The sequence below is a fragment of the Variovorax sp. 05L425 genome, from assembly GCF_056397705.1.
The window spans coordinates 37,341-54,854 of the sequence record NZ_JBFTNY010000020.1; the positions used below are offsets into that span (position 1 = coordinate 37,341).

Annotated in this window: 14 protein-coding genes; 9 read left to right on the plus strand and 5 right to left on the minus strand. The window is 64.4% G+C overall.

The annotated features are described in order from the left end of the window. Positions 1-86 precede the first annotated feature (86 nt). The 6 genes from radA (at position 87) to AC1DN9_RS21650 (ending at position 7,272) form a co-directional block, all read left to right on the plus strand. Positions 87-1,478, plus strand: coding sequence for a DNA repair protein RadA (gene radA, locus AC1DN9_RS21625; protein ID WP_478103592.1), 1,392 nt, complete (start codon positions 87-89; stop codon positions 1,476-1,478). A gap of 269 nt (positions 1,479-1,747) precedes the next feature. After that, entirely contained in the window at positions 1,748-2,104 is a 357-nt protein-coding gene (locus AC1DN9_RS21630) for a hypothetical protein (RefSeq protein WP_478103594.1), read from the plus strand. Positions 2,105-2,667: 563 nt separating this feature from the next. Beyond that, positions 2,668-4,044 (plus strand): ATP-dependent nuclease, encoded by a 1,377-nt coding sequence (locus AC1DN9_RS21635; protein WP_478103595.1) that lies wholly within the window; start codon positions 2,668-2,670, stop codon positions 4,042-4,044. 69 nt (positions 4,045-4,113) lie between these two features. After that, a complete protein-coding gene (locus tag AC1DN9_RS21640; RefSeq protein WP_478103596.1) occupies positions 4,114-5,928 on the plus strand; it encodes a DEAD/DEAH box helicase in 1,815 nt (604 codons plus the stop codon). Further along, positions 5,925-6,629, plus strand: coding sequence for a PIN domain-containing protein (locus AC1DN9_RS21645; RefSeq protein WP_478103598.1), 705 nt, complete (start codon positions 5,925-5,927; stop codon positions 6,627-6,629). The genes AC1DN9_RS21640 and AC1DN9_RS21645 overlap by 4 nt, the downstream gene beginning before the upstream one ends. A gap of 229 nt (positions 6,630-6,858) precedes the next feature. After that, entirely contained in the window at positions 6,859-7,272 is a 414-nt protein-coding gene (locus AC1DN9_RS21650) for a PaaI family thioesterase (protein WP_478103599.1), read from the plus strand. Here AC1DN9_RS21650 and AC1DN9_RS21655 read toward each other — a convergent pair. The 4 genes from AC1DN9_RS21655 to pgaA are packed head-to-tail and all read right to left on the minus strand — an operon-like array spanning position 7,269 to position 12,955. Beyond that, positions 7,269-7,790 carry a PgaD family protein gene (locus AC1DN9_RS21655; RefSeq protein WP_478103600.1) on the minus strand — a complete coding sequence of 174 codons (522 nt, stop codon included), beginning with the start codon at positions 7,788-7,790 and terminating at the stop codon, positions 7,269-7,271. The two genes, AC1DN9_RS21650 and AC1DN9_RS21655, sit on opposite strands and share 4 nt — an antisense overlap. 16 nt (positions 7,791-7,806) lie before the next feature. Continuing rightward, positions 7,807-9,060: a poly-beta-1,6-N-acetyl-D-glucosamine synthase gene (gene pgaC, locus AC1DN9_RS21660; protein ID WP_478103602.1), complete on the minus strand. Its 1,254-nt coding sequence runs from the start codon at positions 9,058-9,060 to the stop codon at positions 7,807-7,809. Between the two features lie 29 nt (positions 9,061-9,089). Continuing rightward, positions 9,090-10,868 carry a poly-beta-1,6-N-acetyl-D-glucosamine N-deacetylase PgaB gene (gene pgaB / locus AC1DN9_RS21665; protein ID WP_478103603.1) on the minus strand — a complete coding sequence of 593 codons (1,779 nt, stop codon included), beginning with the start codon at positions 10,866-10,868 and terminating at the stop codon, positions 9,090-9,092. Positions 10,869-10,882: 14 nt separating this feature from the next. Next, positions 10,883-12,955 carry a poly-beta-1,6 N-acetyl-D-glucosamine export porin PgaA gene (gene pgaA, locus AC1DN9_RS21670; protein WP_478103604.1) on the minus strand — a complete coding sequence of 691 codons (2,073 nt, stop codon included), beginning with the start codon at positions 12,953-12,955 and terminating at the stop codon, positions 10,883-10,885. Positions 12,956-13,492: 537 nt separating this feature from the next. Between pgaA and AC1DN9_RS21675 the strand changes: the two genes are divergently transcribed. After that, positions 13,493-14,518, plus strand: coding sequence for a GGDEF domain-containing protein (locus AC1DN9_RS21675; protein WP_478103606.1), 1,026 nt, complete (start codon positions 13,493-13,495; stop codon positions 14,516-14,518). Between the two features lie 18 nt (positions 14,519-14,536). On the opposite strand, the gene AC1DN9_RS21680 is transcribed toward AC1DN9_RS21675, so the two are convergent. Continuing rightward, on the minus strand, positions 14,537-15,676 hold the full coding sequence (locus tag AC1DN9_RS21680; RefSeq protein ID WP_478103607.1) for an ABC transporter substrate-binding protein: 1,140 nt from the start codon (positions 15,674-15,676) through the stop codon (positions 14,537-14,539). A gap of 319 nt (positions 15,677-15,995) precedes the next feature. Between AC1DN9_RS21680 and AC1DN9_RS21685 the strand changes: the two genes are divergently transcribed. Together AC1DN9_RS21685 and AC1DN9_RS21690 are read left to right on the plus strand one after the other, a co-directional pair. Continuing rightward, a complete protein-coding gene (locus tag AC1DN9_RS21685; protein WP_478103608.1) occupies positions 15,996-16,265 on the plus strand; it encodes a helix-turn-helix domain-containing protein in 270 nt (89 codons plus the stop codon). After that, positions 16,255-17,511, plus strand: a complete 1,257-nt coding sequence (locus AC1DN9_RS21690; RefSeq protein ID WP_478103610.1) for a type II toxin-antitoxin system HipA family toxin — start codon at positions 16,255-16,257, stop codon at positions 17,509-17,511. The genes AC1DN9_RS21685 and AC1DN9_RS21690 overlap by 11 nt, the downstream gene beginning before the upstream one ends. Positions 17,512-17,514: the final 3 nt, after the last annotated feature.

Below are 17,514 nucleotides of genomic sequence, written 5' to 3' on the forward strand. Positions count from 1 at the left end.
CTGGTTGATCGATGTGCGGCGTCTCAGCCTCGGGCGGGCCATTGTGCGCCGGAGTGTTACATCTGCGCCTCCCTACACTCGACGCCATGGCCAAAGAAAAAACGATTTACGTCTGCAGCGAATGCGGCGGCACGAGCGCCAAGTGGCTCGGCAAATGCCCCAGTTGTGGCGCCTGGAACACATTGATCGAGCAGGTCGCCGCGCCCGGAGGCGGCACCGCCAACAACCGCTTCGGCACCCAGTTCGCGGCGCTCGCGGGCTCCGCCGAGCTTGCGACCCTGTCTGAAATCGAAGCCTCGGAGGTCGCCCGCACGCCCACCGGCCTGGACGAACTCGACCGCGTGCTGGGCGGCGGCATCGTCGACGGCGGCGTCACGCTCATCGGCGGCGATCCGGGCATCGGCAAGTCCACGCTGCTGCTGCAGGCCGTCGATGCGCTGCAACGCGCCGGCCGCAACGCGCTCTACGTCACCGGCGAAGAAAGCGGCGCGCAAGTCGCGATGCGCTCGCGCCGGCTCGGCCTCGACCATTCGCAGGTGCAGGTGCTGGCCGAGATCCAACTGGAAAAGATCATCGCCACCCTCGACGCCACGCGCCCCGCGATCGCGGTGATCGATTCGATCCAGACCGTCTATTCAGACCAGCTCACCTCCGCGCCGGGCTCCGTGGCGCAGGTGCGCGAATGCGCGGCACACCTCACGCGCTTCGCCAAGGCCAGCGGCACGGCGGTGGTGCTGGTCGGCCACGTCACGAAAGAAGGCGCGCTCGCCGGGCCGCGCGTGCTGGAGCACATGGTCGACACGGTGCTGTACTTCGAAGGCGACACGCATTCGAGCTTCCGGCTGGTGCGGGCGATCAAGAACCGCTTTGGGGCGGTCAATGAGATCGGCGTGTTTGCGATGACGGAGCGCGGGCTCAAGGGCGTTGCGAATCCGAGCGCGATCTTCCTGAGCCAGCATGCGGAGCCGGTGCCCGGGAGCGTGGTGCTGGTGACTCTGGAAGGGACGCGGCCGATGCTGGTGGAGATTCAGGCGCTGGTGGACAACGGCGGGCCGAGTCCGAGACGGCTGTCGGTTGGGCTGGATCGGGATCGGCTGGCGATGCTGTTGGCGGTGCTGCATCGGCATGCGGGGGTCGCTTGCATGGATCAGGATGTGTTTGTGAATGCGGTGGGTGGGGTGCGGATCAGTGAGCCGGCGGCGGACTTGGCGGTGATGCTGGCGATCACGTCGAGCTTGCGGGGGAAGCCGTTGCCCAAGGGGTTCATTGCGTTTGGGGAAGTGGGGCTGGCCGGCGAGGTGCGGCCTGCGCCGCGTGGGCAGGAGCGGTTGCGTGAGGCGGCGAAGCTGGGGTTCAGCGTGGCGATCGTGCCGAAGGCGAATGCGCCGAGGAAGGGGGCAAAGGAGATTGAAGGGCTAACGATTCATGCGGTGGATCGCATTGAGGAGGCGCTGGATATCGTGAGGCAGATGCAGTAGGCGCTGGCATACTGCGCGAGCCGCGTCGAAAAAGGACGTGATTGGGTTTGGAAGCCCATAGCAATGTTTTTACAGGCGGAAGCCGCAGATGCCTCATTGGCCCTGCGGCTTCCTCGTTCGTGCTCCTTTTTTGGCGGCTCGGACGGGAGGGCGAAAGTCCTGCCGGTTTCTTGTAAAAGGTTGCCCGGTCTTCCAACCCGTTCGAGCTGCCGCCACCGACTGGAAGCGGGGCGGCGGTTTCAGCAAACCGCAACCTCAGGGAGGCCAACATGGCCAAGTCAGTTCGCGCGCTCGCGCTTGCATCCAGCGATTCCAATTCCAAAAGGCACAAAGCCGTCGGACGTCGACAGGCCACAAGTCCAGCGCTTCAGAAATCAGCCAAGAACAAGGCGGCCCGTAGCGCCGCGCTACTCGTCGAGGATGAGTTCAACAATCTGCGCGCGGCGCATCGTGCGTACGCCTGCGTGCAAAGCTTTCTGACGCCGAGCTATCTGCAGGAAATCGAGGAATTCCGGATCCAGCCGATTGAGTTGAGCGCCTTGATGGAAGTGGTCAATGCGGAGATGGTGCGGCGTATTCAGACGGTGACCGATGCGATTCAGGCGGTGCGTGAGGCGCTTCACTGAAACCGTAAAAAGCTCGGCCGCTGCGGGCGGCCGAGGGGTGGGCGGTTTGAGTTCGTGCGGTGTCCGCTCCAGATACTGGTTGCGGACGTTGACCAACCGACGATCAGTCTCAAGGATCGGGCAGCGGCTGTACGCCTTCGCTTCGAAGCGGGCGTTCTGTGCGCGATCTTCAGAGCTTGGCGACGACTCGATTTTTCTCGTAGCTGTAGAGGTCCAGGGCCGTTGTGCCGCTCGCGAGATCACTCGGTCTGGGCCGGTCGAAGCAACCTAGCAGCTCGACGACCCCATTTTTCAAATCCACCTTACCTGTAAACAGGGATGGTTGTATTTCGATGCAGTTTGATACGATTCCGCCTCAGAGTCGCTTACGCACCAATAACCTATAAGGCCCAGCTTCGAATTTCCGAAGGGTTTCGCCATGCATTGATCTTTCCCGCTGTGCGAGGGGGGTCTGGCGCCGCGGGAACGGCGTGTAGTCGAGCCGAGCGCGGCAACAACCACTTTCCGCTGCTTCGCGGAGCGGCACGATCGCACACAGTGCGCCGCATTACCCTCTGACCACAATGTCCCTGACCTCAATCGAACTGATCGGCTATCGCGGCTTCAGTCAGCGCGGGATGCTGGATTTCGCTGTTCCGACCGGTGAGCCCGGTAGCGGCCTCACGGTCTTGACCGGCCCCAACAACGCGGGTAAGTCAAGCATCCTCGAGTCTCTGCGTGTGCGGGGCTCATCGCAGCCGCCCAGCTTCACTTCAGGCATGCGCTACGGCGCAATCGAATCGGTCGAGATCAAGTACACGATCAACGGCAAGGACGAGTTCATCAGATCGGTGATGAAGGGATCTAGCGAAACAAAAAAGTATGGCGTCGATCAGGGGTTCCAAGTCTTCGTCCTGCCATCGCGGCGCGCGTTCGCCCCGTACTTCACCAAGGGTGAGCTATCGCGGGAGCAGTACGCTTCGTCGTCCTTTTCCACATCGCAACGTTCATCGATCCTGACCAACTTCGAGTACAGGCTGTTCACGATGGCCAAAGAGCCAGAGGTCTTCAACACCTTGCTTCACGAGGCCCTTGGGTTTAAACCGAACTGGACGATCGATCAGACAGATCAAGGCCAGTACTTCCTCAAGTTCTTCAGAGGGAGCAATTCCCATTCGAGTGATGGTCTGGGTGAAGGCATCGTCAGCATCTTTTCGATTGTCGATGCGCTGTACGACTCAAAGGAAGGCAACGTCGTCGTGGTCGACGAACCGGAGCTGTCACTGCATCCGGCGTTGCAGAAGCGTGTAGCAGCGATGCTTAACAGGTATGCCGCCAATCGGCAGATAGTCATCTCCACCCATTCTCCCTACTTCGTTGACCTGCGAGCGCTCGGAAACGGTGGGCACCTCGCGCGGATTGTGTCCTCCGACGATGGCACTCGCATCCATCAACTAACTCCGGCTTCCAAGGAAGCTATCAACCGATTGGCCAAGGGAAACCGATACAACCCGCACGTTTTCGGTTTGGACGCGCGTGAACTTTTCTTTCAGGAGGACGGCATCGTTCTCACTGAGGGGCAGGAGGATGTGCTGCTATATCCGCGCGTGGCAGAGCAGCTAGGAATGACCATTCCCGGAAGCTTCTTCGGATGGGGCGCCGGAGGGGTCGACAATATTGCGCATCTCTGCAGGATACTGGCCGACCTCGGGTTCACTAAGGTTGCGGCTCTGATTGATGGTGACGTGAAGCGCAAAGCCCACAGGCTTGAAAGCGAGTTTCCCCAATTCTTCTTCGGCTGCATCGCAGCGAAAGACATTCGCACCAAGCCAGCTCGAGGTGCAAGCGCACAGGTCGAGGGCTTGCTCGACGAGAACCTGTTGATCAAGCCGGAATTCGTCGATTCAACAAGGCAGTTGCTCGGCAAGCTTTCCGCATACATCGCCCCGTTCGCCGACTGACATCGCATGGCGCACATTTCCCTCCCAGTGGCACCATGATCCCAGCCTGACCAACCTTGGGAACCTCCGATGGCCGTCCTCATGCCCGCCCTCAGCACTTGCGCCGCTCGCATGACCTCCGGCGAGCGCCGCCTGGCGGAACGGCTGCAGCAGAAGCTCGACGACGACTACCTCCTGTGGTTCGACGTCCCCATCGGCCCCAAGCAGTGCCATCCGGACTTCGTGGTCCTGCATCCGCGCCGCGGCCTCCTGATCCTGGAGACCAAGGACTGGCGCCTCGACACCATCCGCGAGGCCAGCCGCGGCGACTGGCAGATCGTGCCCGACGGTGTGCCAAAGAGCGTCCCCAACCCCATCGAGCAGGCCCGCCACCAGACCCTGCAGGTGGTCGATGCCCTCAAGCGCGACGCGCAGTTGGTGCAGCACGAGGGCAAATACAAAGGCATGCTCACCTTTCCGTGGAGCTACGGCGTCGTCTTCACGCGCATCACGCGAAAGCAGTTCGAAGCGGCCGGCCTTTCCCGCGCGATCGAGCCGCACCGGGTGATCTGCTCCGACGAAATGCTCGAAGACGCCGAGCCTGAAGCCTTTCAATCTCGGCTGTGGGACATGTTCCCGCAGCTCATGCGCGGCACGCTGTCGCTACCCCAGATCGATCGCGTGCGGTGGAACCTGTTTCCCGAAGTGCGTGTGCCCGATCAAGGCTCGCTCTTCGACGATGCGAATGAAGAGGCAGCCATCCCGGATTTCCTTCGCGTGATGGACCTGCAGCAGGAGCAACTCGCGCGCAGCCTCGGCGACGGCCACCGCGTGATCCACGGCGTGGCCGGATCGGGCAAGACGATGATCCTGGGCTACCGCGCGGAGTACCTGGCCAAGGCCGCGACCGCCGGTGCGAAGCCGGTGCTCATCCTTTGCTACAACGAACCGCTGGCGGTCAAGCTGCACGCAACGATGCGGGCCAAGGGACTGTCGGACCGTGTGCATGTCCGGCATTTCCACAAGTGGTGCCGCGATCAGCTGGTGGCCTTCGGCCAGCCGCTGCCGCCCAACGAGCTGCCGGTGGGCGCCAAGATGGATCGGATGGTGCTCAACGTCATCGAAGGGGTCGACCGTCGCATGATCCCCTCGGGCCAGTATCTGGCGGTGCTGGTCGACGAAGGTCATGACTTCGCGCCGGAGTGGCTCAAGCTGGTCACGCAGATGGTCGACCCGAGCACCAACAGCCTGCTGCTGCTTTATGACGATGCGCAAAGCATCTACGACAAGCGGCGGGGCAAGCCCTTCAGCTTCAAGAGCGTCGGCGTGCAGGCACAGGGGCGCACAACGATCCTCAAGATCAACTACCGCAACACCCGGCAGATCCTTCAGACCGCCAGCGCGATGGCGTCGGAGTTGTTGCGCCCGCAGGAAAAGGACGATGACGGCATCCCGATCCTGCAACCCGTGAGCTGTGGCCGCGATGGCCCGGAGCCGATCGTCATCGACTTGCCGAGCCCGCGCGAGCAGGCCGACCGCATCGCGGAGCTGATGGCCAGCGCCCACAACGAAGGCCATGCTTGGGGCGACATGGCGGTGCTGTGCCGCAGCTGGGCGCTGATGGACGAGTGCTCACGGGCGTTGAGTCGTCGTCGCCTGCCGCACAAGGTGCGCAAGGGCACGAACGATTTCGATCCGCTGGCCGACGACATCAAGGTGATGACGCTGCATGCGAGCAAGGGTCTGGAGTTTCCGGTCGTCGCGGTGATGGGGGCGCGCCAGCCTGCGGTGGGTAGCGACGCGAGCGCTGCGGATGGCGATGCGCTGGAGGAAATGCGGCTGTTCTATGTCGGGGCGACACGCGCGACTTCACGGCTTATCGTTGCCAACGCGGTGCCGCATTGACCAAGACCTACTTGCTGATCGATCTGCAGAATCGACGGCCAGCGCCGGAATGCGTGGCGCGATGGATGGGCGTAGACGGCGAAGCCTGGATCTTTTTCGGCGAGCAAGAGATCGGCGCACTTCCGCAGTACCTGGAACTGGGCGAGCGAGTCTCCATCGTCGACATCTCCAGGCCCGGCAAGAACTCGCTCGATTTCCACCTTGTGCTCTATCTGGGCTACCTCGTTGGCAGGCACGAACCAAATGCGAGATTCGTGATCGTCGCGGCCGACGGCGACTACGACCCGGTGATCGCTCACGCCCTGTCGAAGGGGCGGAAAGTCGAGCGCGTGGAAGATCTGGCCGTCATGCCCGCGGTCGCCGAACTCCCTTCGAAGTCGGTTGTCGCGACATCGAATGCCCCGCCCAAGTCTGCCGCCAGCGAGTCGCCAGCGCGCGTTCAATCCGTACCAAAGGCCGGGAAGCCGAAGTCCGTGAGCTTGGTATACGGCGGTATCCTGAGCGACGTTCGCGGGTTCAGCAGGCCACGAAACCTCGAAGCGTTGAAGACCCGCATCCAGTCACGCATCGGTCAGGAACCAGCACCTGACAAGGTGGCTGCCGTGATTGCCAGGCTGGAGACCATGGATGTGATCAAGGTCATCGAGGGGGTACTGATCTATGTGCCGCTGAGTCCGGCCGCTGGGTCGATCAAGAATTGATCCAAGGCGTGGAATACATCGCTCAAGATGGCCGTTCTGGTACCTACCTGACATGACAGGTTAGATACAGGTCACGCTGCTCAGGGCGGCCTAGCGCGCTATAGCGAACCCATCCTAGCCACCGAATTGATCTGGTCAGGCAACGACAGCTGTTAGCGCTTGAAAGCCCGAGCATTGCCCATCAACCCCCGGCACGACAATGCCCCACCTCCACAAGCAATCGCAATCCATGACCGACGACCAGGACGCACGAATCCGCTCAGGCAAGGCGCTGAGCGAATCGATGGGCAACTTCCACGTAACCGAATGGGACCCCGAACGAAAGGCCCTGAAGGCGGCATTCACGGTTCGCCCTGAGTATTGCCACACGAACGGCACGATCGCTCAGGGCGGATTCATCACGGCCTGGCTCGATGCGGCGATGGCGCATGCGGTGATCCACGACACCGGGCATGCGCAAACCGTCTTCAGCCTGGAGATCAAGGTCAGCTTCTACGAAAAGGTCGGCCCCGGTGAGGGTTGGGTCGAGGGGCGCGTGATCAGGCGCGGCAAGCGGGTGACCTTTCTGGAGGCTTCGCTCTACAACCCCGCAGGCAAGTTGGCGGCCGAAGCCACTTCGACCGGCTTATTGGCAGATCTCTAGTTGGCGGCAGGCGGTGATGGTGCGACGCCTGTGATGCGGCCTTCCGTGTCGTACTGCACATGCAGGCAGCGCGCGCTGCGCCACACCGGCAGTTGCGACACAGGCACACCCGCGGTCGCGAAGTGCGGCGCGGGAGGCAGCGCTGGCACCTCGTGCCCAGCGTGCGCCGAGGCCGACAGGGATCGTCGACGGAGCACGCCGAACAAGACGATCCAAGCCACGAGGACCGCGGCAGCCCAGACATAGGGCCGCAGGTACACCGTGAACTCGACATCGATCCTCTTCCTGAGAAACGCCTCAAGTTCAGGACTGAACCGGCCAACGAGGATCACGATGCGCTCGCGAAGGATCCAGAGGTAGGCCATCCACACGGCGACGGTCAACACTCGATCCCGAGTCCGCATCCAAAACGGCGCGTGCGTCGGCGGGATTCGAGGCGGCCATTGTTGCGGCGGCGCCGGCCTGACCGGGGGCTCGCCGTCTCGCTGAGGGGTGTCGGCAGACGTCTCTCGATGCATTGCATGCTCCTGAAGGTCAGCGCAGGCCTCGGTCCGGACTCACCCAGGTGCCGCGCGTCCGACCCAGATGCCATATGGCACGCGGTGCCCCGACGATCGACGTCAGGGCCTGGACGACCCAGAAAACCAGCGGATACCAAACGATCCAGAACAATGAGCGATGGATCCCCCGCTCGAAACGCTCGTCGATCGCCGCACTGGTCAGGGCCTGCACAAGGAAGGTCATCGCGAGAACCTGGCCCCAGTCGCGGGGATACGGGCCGAAGGACGGCCAGATTCCAGGGAAGCTGAACCCCCAGTGCTCGAGCAATGGAACGACGGCCCAGACCAGAAAGCCGATCCCGACTGCGTAGGCCCAGGCGATCGCCGCCACGAAATTGATCCATATCGGCAGCAGGCCCGGCCGGCGAAGCAGTGACGGCAAGACCTTGATCATGACCGTCGTCCCCCCCTCGCTCCATCGCAGGCGCTGGCGCCACAGCCCCCGCAGGGTCTCTGGCATCAGGATCCAGCAGAGGGCCTTGGGCTCGAAGACCACGCGCCAGCCCGCAAGCTGGATGCGCCAGCTCACATCGACATCGTCGGTCAGGGCCTCGCGCGACCACCAGCCGGCGTCCTGCAACGCGCGCTTGCGGAATGCACAGATGACCCCGGAGACGGTGAAGAGTGCTCCGTAGACGGTTTGCGCTCGCTTGATGAGCCCGACGATGGAAGAAAACTCGCCGACCTGCAGGCGCCCCAGCAGCGTGGCATGGTTGCGCACGCGCGGATTGCCCGTGAGGGCACCGATGCGGGGGTCCGTCTGGAATCGGCGCACCAGCCAGGTCAGCGCGTGAGGTTCGAGCAGCGCATCGCCGTCGATGCAGACGAGCAACTCGTGACGAGCGGCCAACGCGCCGGCGTTCAGCGCGGTGGATTTGCCCTGGTTGCTGTCCAGATGCACCACGCGAAGCGTCGGCATCTGCAGGGCGAGTGCTTCGAGCCAGGCTCCGGTCCGATCGCTGGAGCCGTCGTTGATCGCGATGATCTCGAAGTTCGGATATTCGATGAGCGTCAGCGCACCGAAGGTTTCGGCCAGCTGTCGCTCCTCGTTGTGGCACGGCACCAGCACCGATACGCCCGGATAGTCCCAGAGAGGCGGGGGTTCCTCCGGCCGCGGCTCATGGCGGCCGCGCAGAAAGACGTAGAGGGCGCCACCACACATCCAGTAGATCGCCATCACGAAGGGATAGCCGAAGCAGAAGGTGGCGATGAGGTCCTGGAAGGTCATTGGGTTCAGCCTCGGTGCGATCCTGCGTCTCAATGTCGCAGAGGAAACACGGACGCAGACACCGCGGGCGCCACGACAGCCGCCCCAGGCAGGTCTGCAACAGGGTCGTCAGGGCACCAGCCCAGCGAGACGCCGCCGTGGCGCTCGAAGTCCATGGCCTCACGGGCGAGCACTTGTGCGTCGGGTGGCTCGGCACCGGTGAACCAGCGGGTCAGCGTGGGATCGACCGGCGCGAGGCGACTGTCGGCGATCGGTTCGCCGAAGCCGGCGGGCCCCAGGCTGATGTCGGCGAGTGGGTGCGCGGCGGTCGTCGCACGCGTCGGCGCGAGCCACACCAACTCCAACCCGGGTCGCGCGGCGTCCAGCGCGGCAAAAGACCGCCAGCCCAGCGCGTCGATACCGTCACCTTGGCCGAGTGCAGGAAGCATCGATTGCCGCCGATCGCGCACCACCCAGGCGGACCAACTCGGAGGAATGCCAGGACGATGCACGAAGAGCGGCGGCGGACCATCGAAGCGGGGCAGCGCCGGCACTTCGCTGTTCTCGAGCAGCCAACCGTCCAACGGCACGAGTGCGCCCAGATCTTCGTAGAGGCGCCGCACCCGAGCCTCATCGCCCAGGACCTCGAGCGATGCGCGGTGCGGCAAGCGGGCATAGACCTTCACGCCGGCGCGCGTGTGCATCTGCCAGGCAATGCGCGAGAGCCAGTCGCCCGCCAGCGGCAGTTCGTGCGTCGGAAACCAGGCGGCGGTGATTTGCCCCTGCGCGTCGTGGCGAACCGCATCGACCACGAGGCCGGTCACGCCCAGCGCGCGCACGCGCTCTATCGCATGGCCCAGCCGTTCGTTGCTCGTGGCCTCGTCTCCGGTCCACAAGGCTTCCGGGTCCAGACACACCAGGCGATCCACCCTCCTTTCATTCGGATCGGGTCGCAGGTTCCGCACCAGGTCCAGCAGAGGAGGGTTGTAGGTGGGCAAGTAGCGAGCAATCCTGAGAGGTTCTCGCAGGCTGGAGGGCCCTTCGTCCAGCACGAGCGCAAACTCGAATCCCAGACCGCGAGCCACCCGCGTGCCAGTGGCGTTGTAGCGGCCGTAGGGCCACACGAGCGCACGCGGCGCGCGGCCCAACTCGCGCATCAGCGTGGCGCGCCCGCTTGCGAGGTCGACGCGGACGGTGTCAACGAAGTCGGCCTCGCTCTGGTATCCGACGCCGGCCGCGTAGCTGCGCGTCACCGCGGCGGGCATGGTGTTTCCCTGCGGGTTTCCGACGACCTCATCATGCAGCGATTGGGTATGTAGCGCGAATTCGACCAGGCCCGAACGCTGCATCTCGCGTGCCTGATCCCAGGAGATGAAGCGCTCCCGCGGCACCATGCGGCTGCCGTACTTCACCAACGAGCCCGCAGGCGGCTCCATCCAGTCGCTGACCAGCGCTGCGACGATCGGGATTCCGTAGGCAAGGGCCAACGGATAGACACGGGTGTACAAGCTTCGGTAGCCGTCATCGAACGTGATCAGCACGGCCTTGGCCGGCAGCGCCTTCTCACCCCGGCCCGCGCGCGCGATGTCATCCAGCGAGACCGCCGTCCATCCGTTGCCGCGCAGCCAGTCGAAGAAGCTCACCAGGCGGTCGGCAGTGACCGCGTCATCGTCCAGTTCGCTCTTGGCATCGACCACATCATGGAAGCCGATGGTTGCGAAGGCGGGTGGCGACGAGGACATCGAAGACGGTTCTTGCGCGGACGCGGGTTGCGCGGCAATGCACATCCCCAGCAGCACCGACGCGAGGGCGCAGATCGCTGTGCTCAAGGGATGGTTCGTGCTCATCGTCCAAACTTGTGTTCGAGCTTCAGGTAGCCGTTGAGGGTGCGTTCGCGTTGGCCGTTGTACACCGCGCTCGCCCATTCGATGCCCCAGGTCACCTCGGTCCATGGATCGTGGCGCCAGGTCTGTTCATACGCGGCGCCGCCAACCGCGTGTTCGCCGAAGAAGCGTTGATCGAACATGCCCACGGTCAGTCGCAGCCGCTGCAAGAGTGTGCGCTCGTAGACGCGCGACATGACGTGTTCGACCTGAGCCTCGATGGACGGCAGCCACGATTCGCTCGGATTGAAATACGGCGTGACCAACAGGCTGTTGCTCTGCCACTCGATGCGCGGCTTGAGCGTGACGCGCAGGTGGGGCTGCTCGAGCACCTTGAGGACGCCGTCGATCGTCACCAGGTCCCGCCTGTTGCCGTCGCTGAAGTCCATGTACTGCGCTTTCAGGCCCGCCTCCGCCGATTCGCTCCATGCATAGCGCAGACCGCCGCGCACGGCGTCCGCGGTGATGCCGTGGAAGTCGGCGCGCAACGGGGCGTCGGGCGAATGCTTGGCGGCGTCCGCCAGAAAGGTCCAGTGATCGGTGGGCTCCCACTGAGCGGCGAGCGAACCGCCGGAAGTGTTCAGGGAGCCCGTCTGGGACCATGCCAACGCATTGAGCTTCCAATCGGGCCAGCGGGCCTGCACGCCGCCGCCGAAGCGATGGCGCTCGGCGCGGCCTTCCTCCAGCGAGTCGGAGCTGCTGTCGGCCATGCCGATGAGCCGCCATGTTCCGGCGAAGGTCGAGGACTCGACCTGAAGACTGGCCTCACCGCCATTCCCCGGCCCTTGAAGTGCCTGGCTGTTGGTGTGCCTTCCTCCGAGCTCGAAGCTCAGGCTGGGGCCCATTGCGGCGTCGAGTTCCCGACGAACCTGCTGCACGCGCGGGATGTCCGCGCCCTCTTCCAGCAACGGCGCCAGGCGCTCATCGGCCCGCAGCAGGCGATGTCGGCGCGTGTCCGAATCCACCTGCTGCACGCGGACGCCGAAGTCTTCCGGCGCGAGGGCCGCGGCGGTGTCCACGTCGTCTTCGGCCAAGCGAGGCCAGCCCTGCTGCGCAGCGACATCGGCCGCTTGCGCCCGCAGCCAAGGCAGCGCCGGCGCGCCTTGCTCCAGCGGTGCGATCCGTGCCCACGCCTCGGCCGGCATGTCCGCGTAGCTGCGTATGGCGGCGTCGAGCGCTTTTGCCTCGAGCCAGGCGTCGTTCTCGCGCGGCGTCTGGAACTCGCCGGCGCTGCGAAAAGGAGGGCCAGCGGCGGCCAGCAGGGCGTCAACAGTGGCGAAGGCCGCATCGAAGTCTTCGCTCTCTTCCTCGGCGTACGCGCGCCCCACCATGATCGAGCGCCACGGCCCGTCGTCATCCGCGCGCTCGGCCGGTGACAGGCGCTGCAGGGCTTCTTCGTAGACGCGGCGAGCATCCATCGGGCGGCGCAGAGCGAGCAGTGCGTCCGCTTCTGCTCGCAGGACATAGGCGGGGAGCGTGTCCCCCGCTTCGCGCAGCGCGCCCACTTGGTCGACCGCCTCCTGCCAGCGCTCGCGATGGCGCAGGGCCACCGCACGGTCGCGCTCCAGGCGGGTGATGAGCCCGGTATCCGGCGGGGCGGCGGTGCGCGCCTCGACCAGCAGCGCGTCCAGCCGTGCCAATGCCGCATCCACATCATCGAAGCGCCGCCGCGGGTCCGGCGAACGCGGTGGTATGTCGATGGCCCAGCGCAGGCGCTGACCGGCGACGCGGCTGCGCACGCCTGGGTCAGCGCGCGCGCCCAGCACCTGGGCTGCGGCACTCGGGGCGCCCAGTTCCATCAGCACATCGGCCAGGGCCTGGGCAATCTCGGCGTTGTCGGGTTGCAGGCGTCGGGCCTGCGCGATGGCGGCGAGGGCCGCGTACCGATCGCCGGCACGCAGGGAGGCGCGGCCGCGCTCGAGCAACGCCGACGCCGACGCGGACGCCGACGCGGACGCCTCCGTCCCGGCATCGGAATGTTTGTCGGGACCGGCTTGCGCGCGGGCGGTTTCAGCTGCGCCGGGCACCGGCATGGCCGGGTCATGCGGTGGCGCGGTCTGTCCCCCCGCACTGCCGCATGCAACCGTCACAGCGATTCCGATGCACCTCCAGCGGGTCCGAGCCGTGAATCGCAGTCGGAGCGTCATCCGCCGGGAGCATACGATCAATCCTCTCTGGCGTCGTCCGGCCTCCGCACGCATCGCTGGACAGGCACCCACCCGACGAGATCTACTTCGGGCAGGCGAAAGGCACCGCTTTCTACTGAACATGCGCGGCCCACCCCGTTGCACGGGGGCTGCGGCGGGGGATCAAGATGATGTCGCGAAAGGTCCAGGCCGTCGGCGAGGCCGCGGCGACGGCGCCACTGCCGAACTGTTCGATCCGAAGACCGGCGCCTGGTCGCTCGCCGGCAGCATGAAGCACGTGCATGCCTCTGCCGCTGCCGTTCTGCTGCCCGACGGCCAGATGCTGGTTGCGGGGGGCACGGCCTGGTTCTGGCCGTGGGGGGGAGAAGCGACAGAAGCTACCTCTCGTCGGCCGAGTGGTTCCGGTAGCGTTGTGAGCCCCGCATGAAACTCAGGCCGGTCAATCCCAAACTGGTGATCGCGGTCGTGGGCCCGGTCGCAAGCTTGCTGCTGGGGGCGGCCAAGCTGAGTGACGATTTCCGGAAGACGCTGGTTGACTTCTTCCTGGTGCCGGCCGACACCATCGTGCATGTCGATGGCTCGGTGCTCCTGCTTTCGTGGCCGTTGTTGATCTTCTCGATGATGCTTGCGGCGAGCGCTGCGTGGTTTCTGGTCGACAGGCTCTGGTTCGCGGAAGAGGTGGCGAGCAAGCGCAAGGACGATGAAATCGAGAATCTCAGGCGGATGTTGGCTTCGGTCAATCGCAGCTTCACGCTCGACGTCGTCACCGGCATACCTCGGCAGGACCGTCTTGAAGAAGACTTTTCCATGTTCGCGCTGGCTCAGGGTCTGCAGCGCGAAGGGCACCTGATCCTCCTCGACATCCATGACTTCAGCAGCGTCAACCAGAACTTCGGTTTTGAACGCGGTGACCGGTTGCTCAGGGGCATCGTGCAGAAGATCCACGCAACCATGCGCAGGGACGAGGAGATGTACAAGAAGAAATTTGGCGACGCTCCAGTCGGAAGCGAGTCGCTCGCCAAGGTCCCGTTGACCCAACGCCGCTTCTACAGAAAGTACGCGGCGGGTGATGAGTTCCTGTTCCTGGTGCGCGGCGATCTGATCGCTGCGCTGGGTTTCTGCAATCGCTTGCGCGACCTCTTCCGCGACTTCAACACCGAGCCCATCCTCGGAGAGAGGATCGCGTTGAGTTTTCGTTGCGCGCTGGCGCAAGTCCATTGGCCCGATCCGGCGAACGCGAAGCGATATGCCCAGGATGCGCTCGAGAGGGTCAGCGAGTGCTACACGAGCTTCTACGCCGGCCGGGCGGCAAAGCCTGTCGACAACTTTGAGATTTGCTGGAGCGTCAACTCCGAACCGGACAATCGACCCGATTTCGAGCGATCGTTCGTGTTCACGAAAGCGCTTGAGAAATTCGGTGTCACCCGCATCGGGTTGCAGCCACGCTAGCTCCTCGGCGCGCCGTGTTCAGCGCACGTAGCGGCCGTCGCTTCGCACTTGCACCAGTTCGACGAATTCCGAGCCCGTGCTCTGCCCCGCGCTGAAATCGACGTCGAGCGTCGCCACGCGCGTCTTGAGCTTGCGCAGGCTGGCATGCAGGCTGGCGCGGCTCAGGTCGCGCCCTGCCAGCCGGATCGCCTGGACCAGCACGCGGGCGGAGATGTAGCCCTCGTAGCTGTGGTAGCCCAGGGGCACCTTGGCCGCCTGGGCGGCTTGGCGGTAGCGGGTGGCATCCGCATCGGCAGCGTCCCAGGGAAAGGGCGTGACCTGCGAAATCGCGATGCCGCGCGATTGCGGGCCCAGCAACTTTGCGGCAACGTCGCCGGCCAGGATCGACATGCCGTAGAAGGAGGGCGCGCCGCCGTCGGCCCACACAGCCTGGACGAGTCCGGCGGCCGGCGCCGCGGTGAGGTAGAGGATGACCGCCTGCGCCCGCATCTGCGACAGTGCCTTGCCCGCCGCGGCGGCGTTGCCGCCGTCCCCGTCTACTGCAGCCGCGCCGAGCACCGACATGTCGGACTTCTCTGCCGCCTGTCTGATCTGGGCCAGCACTTCCTCGCCACCCTTCGAGTTGAAGTACCCAACCGCCAGGCGCCGAATGCCCAGCGTGTGGAGATGCTGCACCAGGGCGGTGGCTTCGCGCTGCTGGCTGGCCCGCGTGAAGTAGCCAATGCCTTCGGCCTTGTCGCGCACCGAGTCCACCACCGCTGTCGCGCCGACCAGGGGCGTGCCGCCACTGCGCAATTGCGGCAGGGCGGCCAGCGTGGTGGCGGCGCCCACGCCCCCGAAGCAGGCCAGGACGTTGTGTTTCTGGATCAGCGTCTGGTAGTTGGCCTGGGCCTTGGCCGGATCGAAGGCGTCGTCGAGCGCGATCAGCTTCAGCTTGCGGTCCCCGATGCCGCCCTGGGCGTTCACCTCGTCGAACGCCAGCCGGGCCCCTGCCTGCATGACCAGGGCCGTCTGCCCCAGCAGGCCGCTGAGCACCGCGCTCTGGCCGATGGCGATCACGTCGCCTGCGGCGACGGGCTCGAAGGCCGCACGCGCCAGCGAGGCACATCCCAGTGCAACGCCCGCGCCGGTGGCGCGGACAAAAGTACGACGATCCATATGAGTCGGGTCTCCTCGAATGATTTTTTTCAGCGCCGCGCCATGGCTGCATGCCGGCGCGGCGATGCTAGCCATTCATTCCGGTTTTGAGATGCCCGATCGTTGCGAATGAGCGGGGCATAGCGTGAGAAATTGCCGGGCTGAGAAACTATCCGTCTTTCTGGGCGATCATTCGTCGACAAGTGTCAGTTATGGCTGACAAATTCTGACTCTTGCTGAATTTTGCAAGTCAAAGCTTGCAGCTTGTTGTGCGGTGGGTCAACAAGGATGCGGAAGCTATGGCTTGCAACCACGGGTCGAATGGTCACAATTGTCAGCTATGACTGACATCGCACGTCTGCCTGACGAACTTGGCCGCCAGCTACGCGAGCGCCGCGAAGCTCTGGGAATGAGCAAGTCTGAACTCGCCGAGAAGGCCGGAAAGGTTCGGGAGGTCATCTACCGGCTGGAGGCCGGTGAAGACACCACCGTGTCGTCCCTGATGGCCGTGCTGGGCGCTCTGGGCTTGGGAATGAGCCTGGAGCGAGTCGGTCTGCCTTCGGCCGAAGAGGTCGCACGCCGCTTCCAGGAAGAGGACGATGCTTCCTGAAAAAATTCGTGCCCTCTCGGTCTCGATCGGTGACGCCGAGCTTGCGGGACAGCTGCTCAAAACCTCGACCTACGAGTTCCGCTATCTGAGTCCGGACCCTGAGCAGCCGACAGTGGCCTTGCTGATGTCACCGCGGGAGCGCCTGACCTGGCAAGACGGCGACCTGTTCGCCCCGATGGACCAGAACCTGCCCGAGGGCGACTTGTTCATGAAGATTCGGGCGCTGTTTCCCAAGCAGCCGATGACGCCCATGCATCTGCTGGCATTGGTCGGCCGCAACGGCATCGGCCGGCTGGGATACAGCCTTTCGGAGTTGCCGGTTCCTTCGGCACCACGGACGCTGAGCAAGGAAGAACTGCTCAAGACGCGCTATACGCCGGAGATCTTCAACGAATTGGTGGCCGCCTATCTGAGTACCGGCGCCGGGATTGCAGGTATGCAACCCAAGATCATGGTCCCGGACCGCCCGACGGTCCCCATCCCATCGCTCATCGTGAAAGCTGCCAGCGCGGCTTACCCGGGACTGGCCGCCAATGAGTACCTGTGCTTGAGCGCGGCCCGGAGCGCCGGCATCGATGTCCCCTCGTTCGCCCTCTCCGACGATGGACAGATGCTGATACTGGACCGATTCGACTTGGTGGCCCACGAAGGCGGCCGCATTGAGCGGCTCGGCTTCGAGGACGTCGCCGCCTTGGCAGGCCTGCGCGTACGTGACGTTCTGTCGGACAGAAAGTACCAAGGCAGCTACCAACGGATCGCCGAGCTGTTGCGACAGCTGCAACTGCACAGCGACAACTTGCACCGGTTCTTCCAGCAGGTAGCCTTTTCCATCATGGTTCGCAATGGCGACGCGCACTTGAAGAACTTCGGCGTGCTGTACCGCTCCTCTGCCGAGGTATGGCTCGCCCCGATGTTCGACGTTGTGACAACCTCCATCTACAAGTACGCGCAGTACCAAGGAGGCCCCGAGCTCGAGGACCGTACGCTGGCGCTCAAGCTTTTCGCAGGCAGGCATCGAACCAAGGCCTACCCGACCACCGAAGAGCTCCACGATTTCGGCCGCCGGGTTTGCGGCGTGAGCCAGCCTGCTCGCGTGCTCGAAGCCATTGCCGGGGCTATGCACCAGATCCTCGAAGAGGCCAAAGGCGATGCGCGGGTGCCGACAGAACTCCTTGCGAAGATGAAGGGCACTTGGGAAGAGGGCATGCGATACGCCAGACCACAACGAATGTCGATGCATCGTTGACCC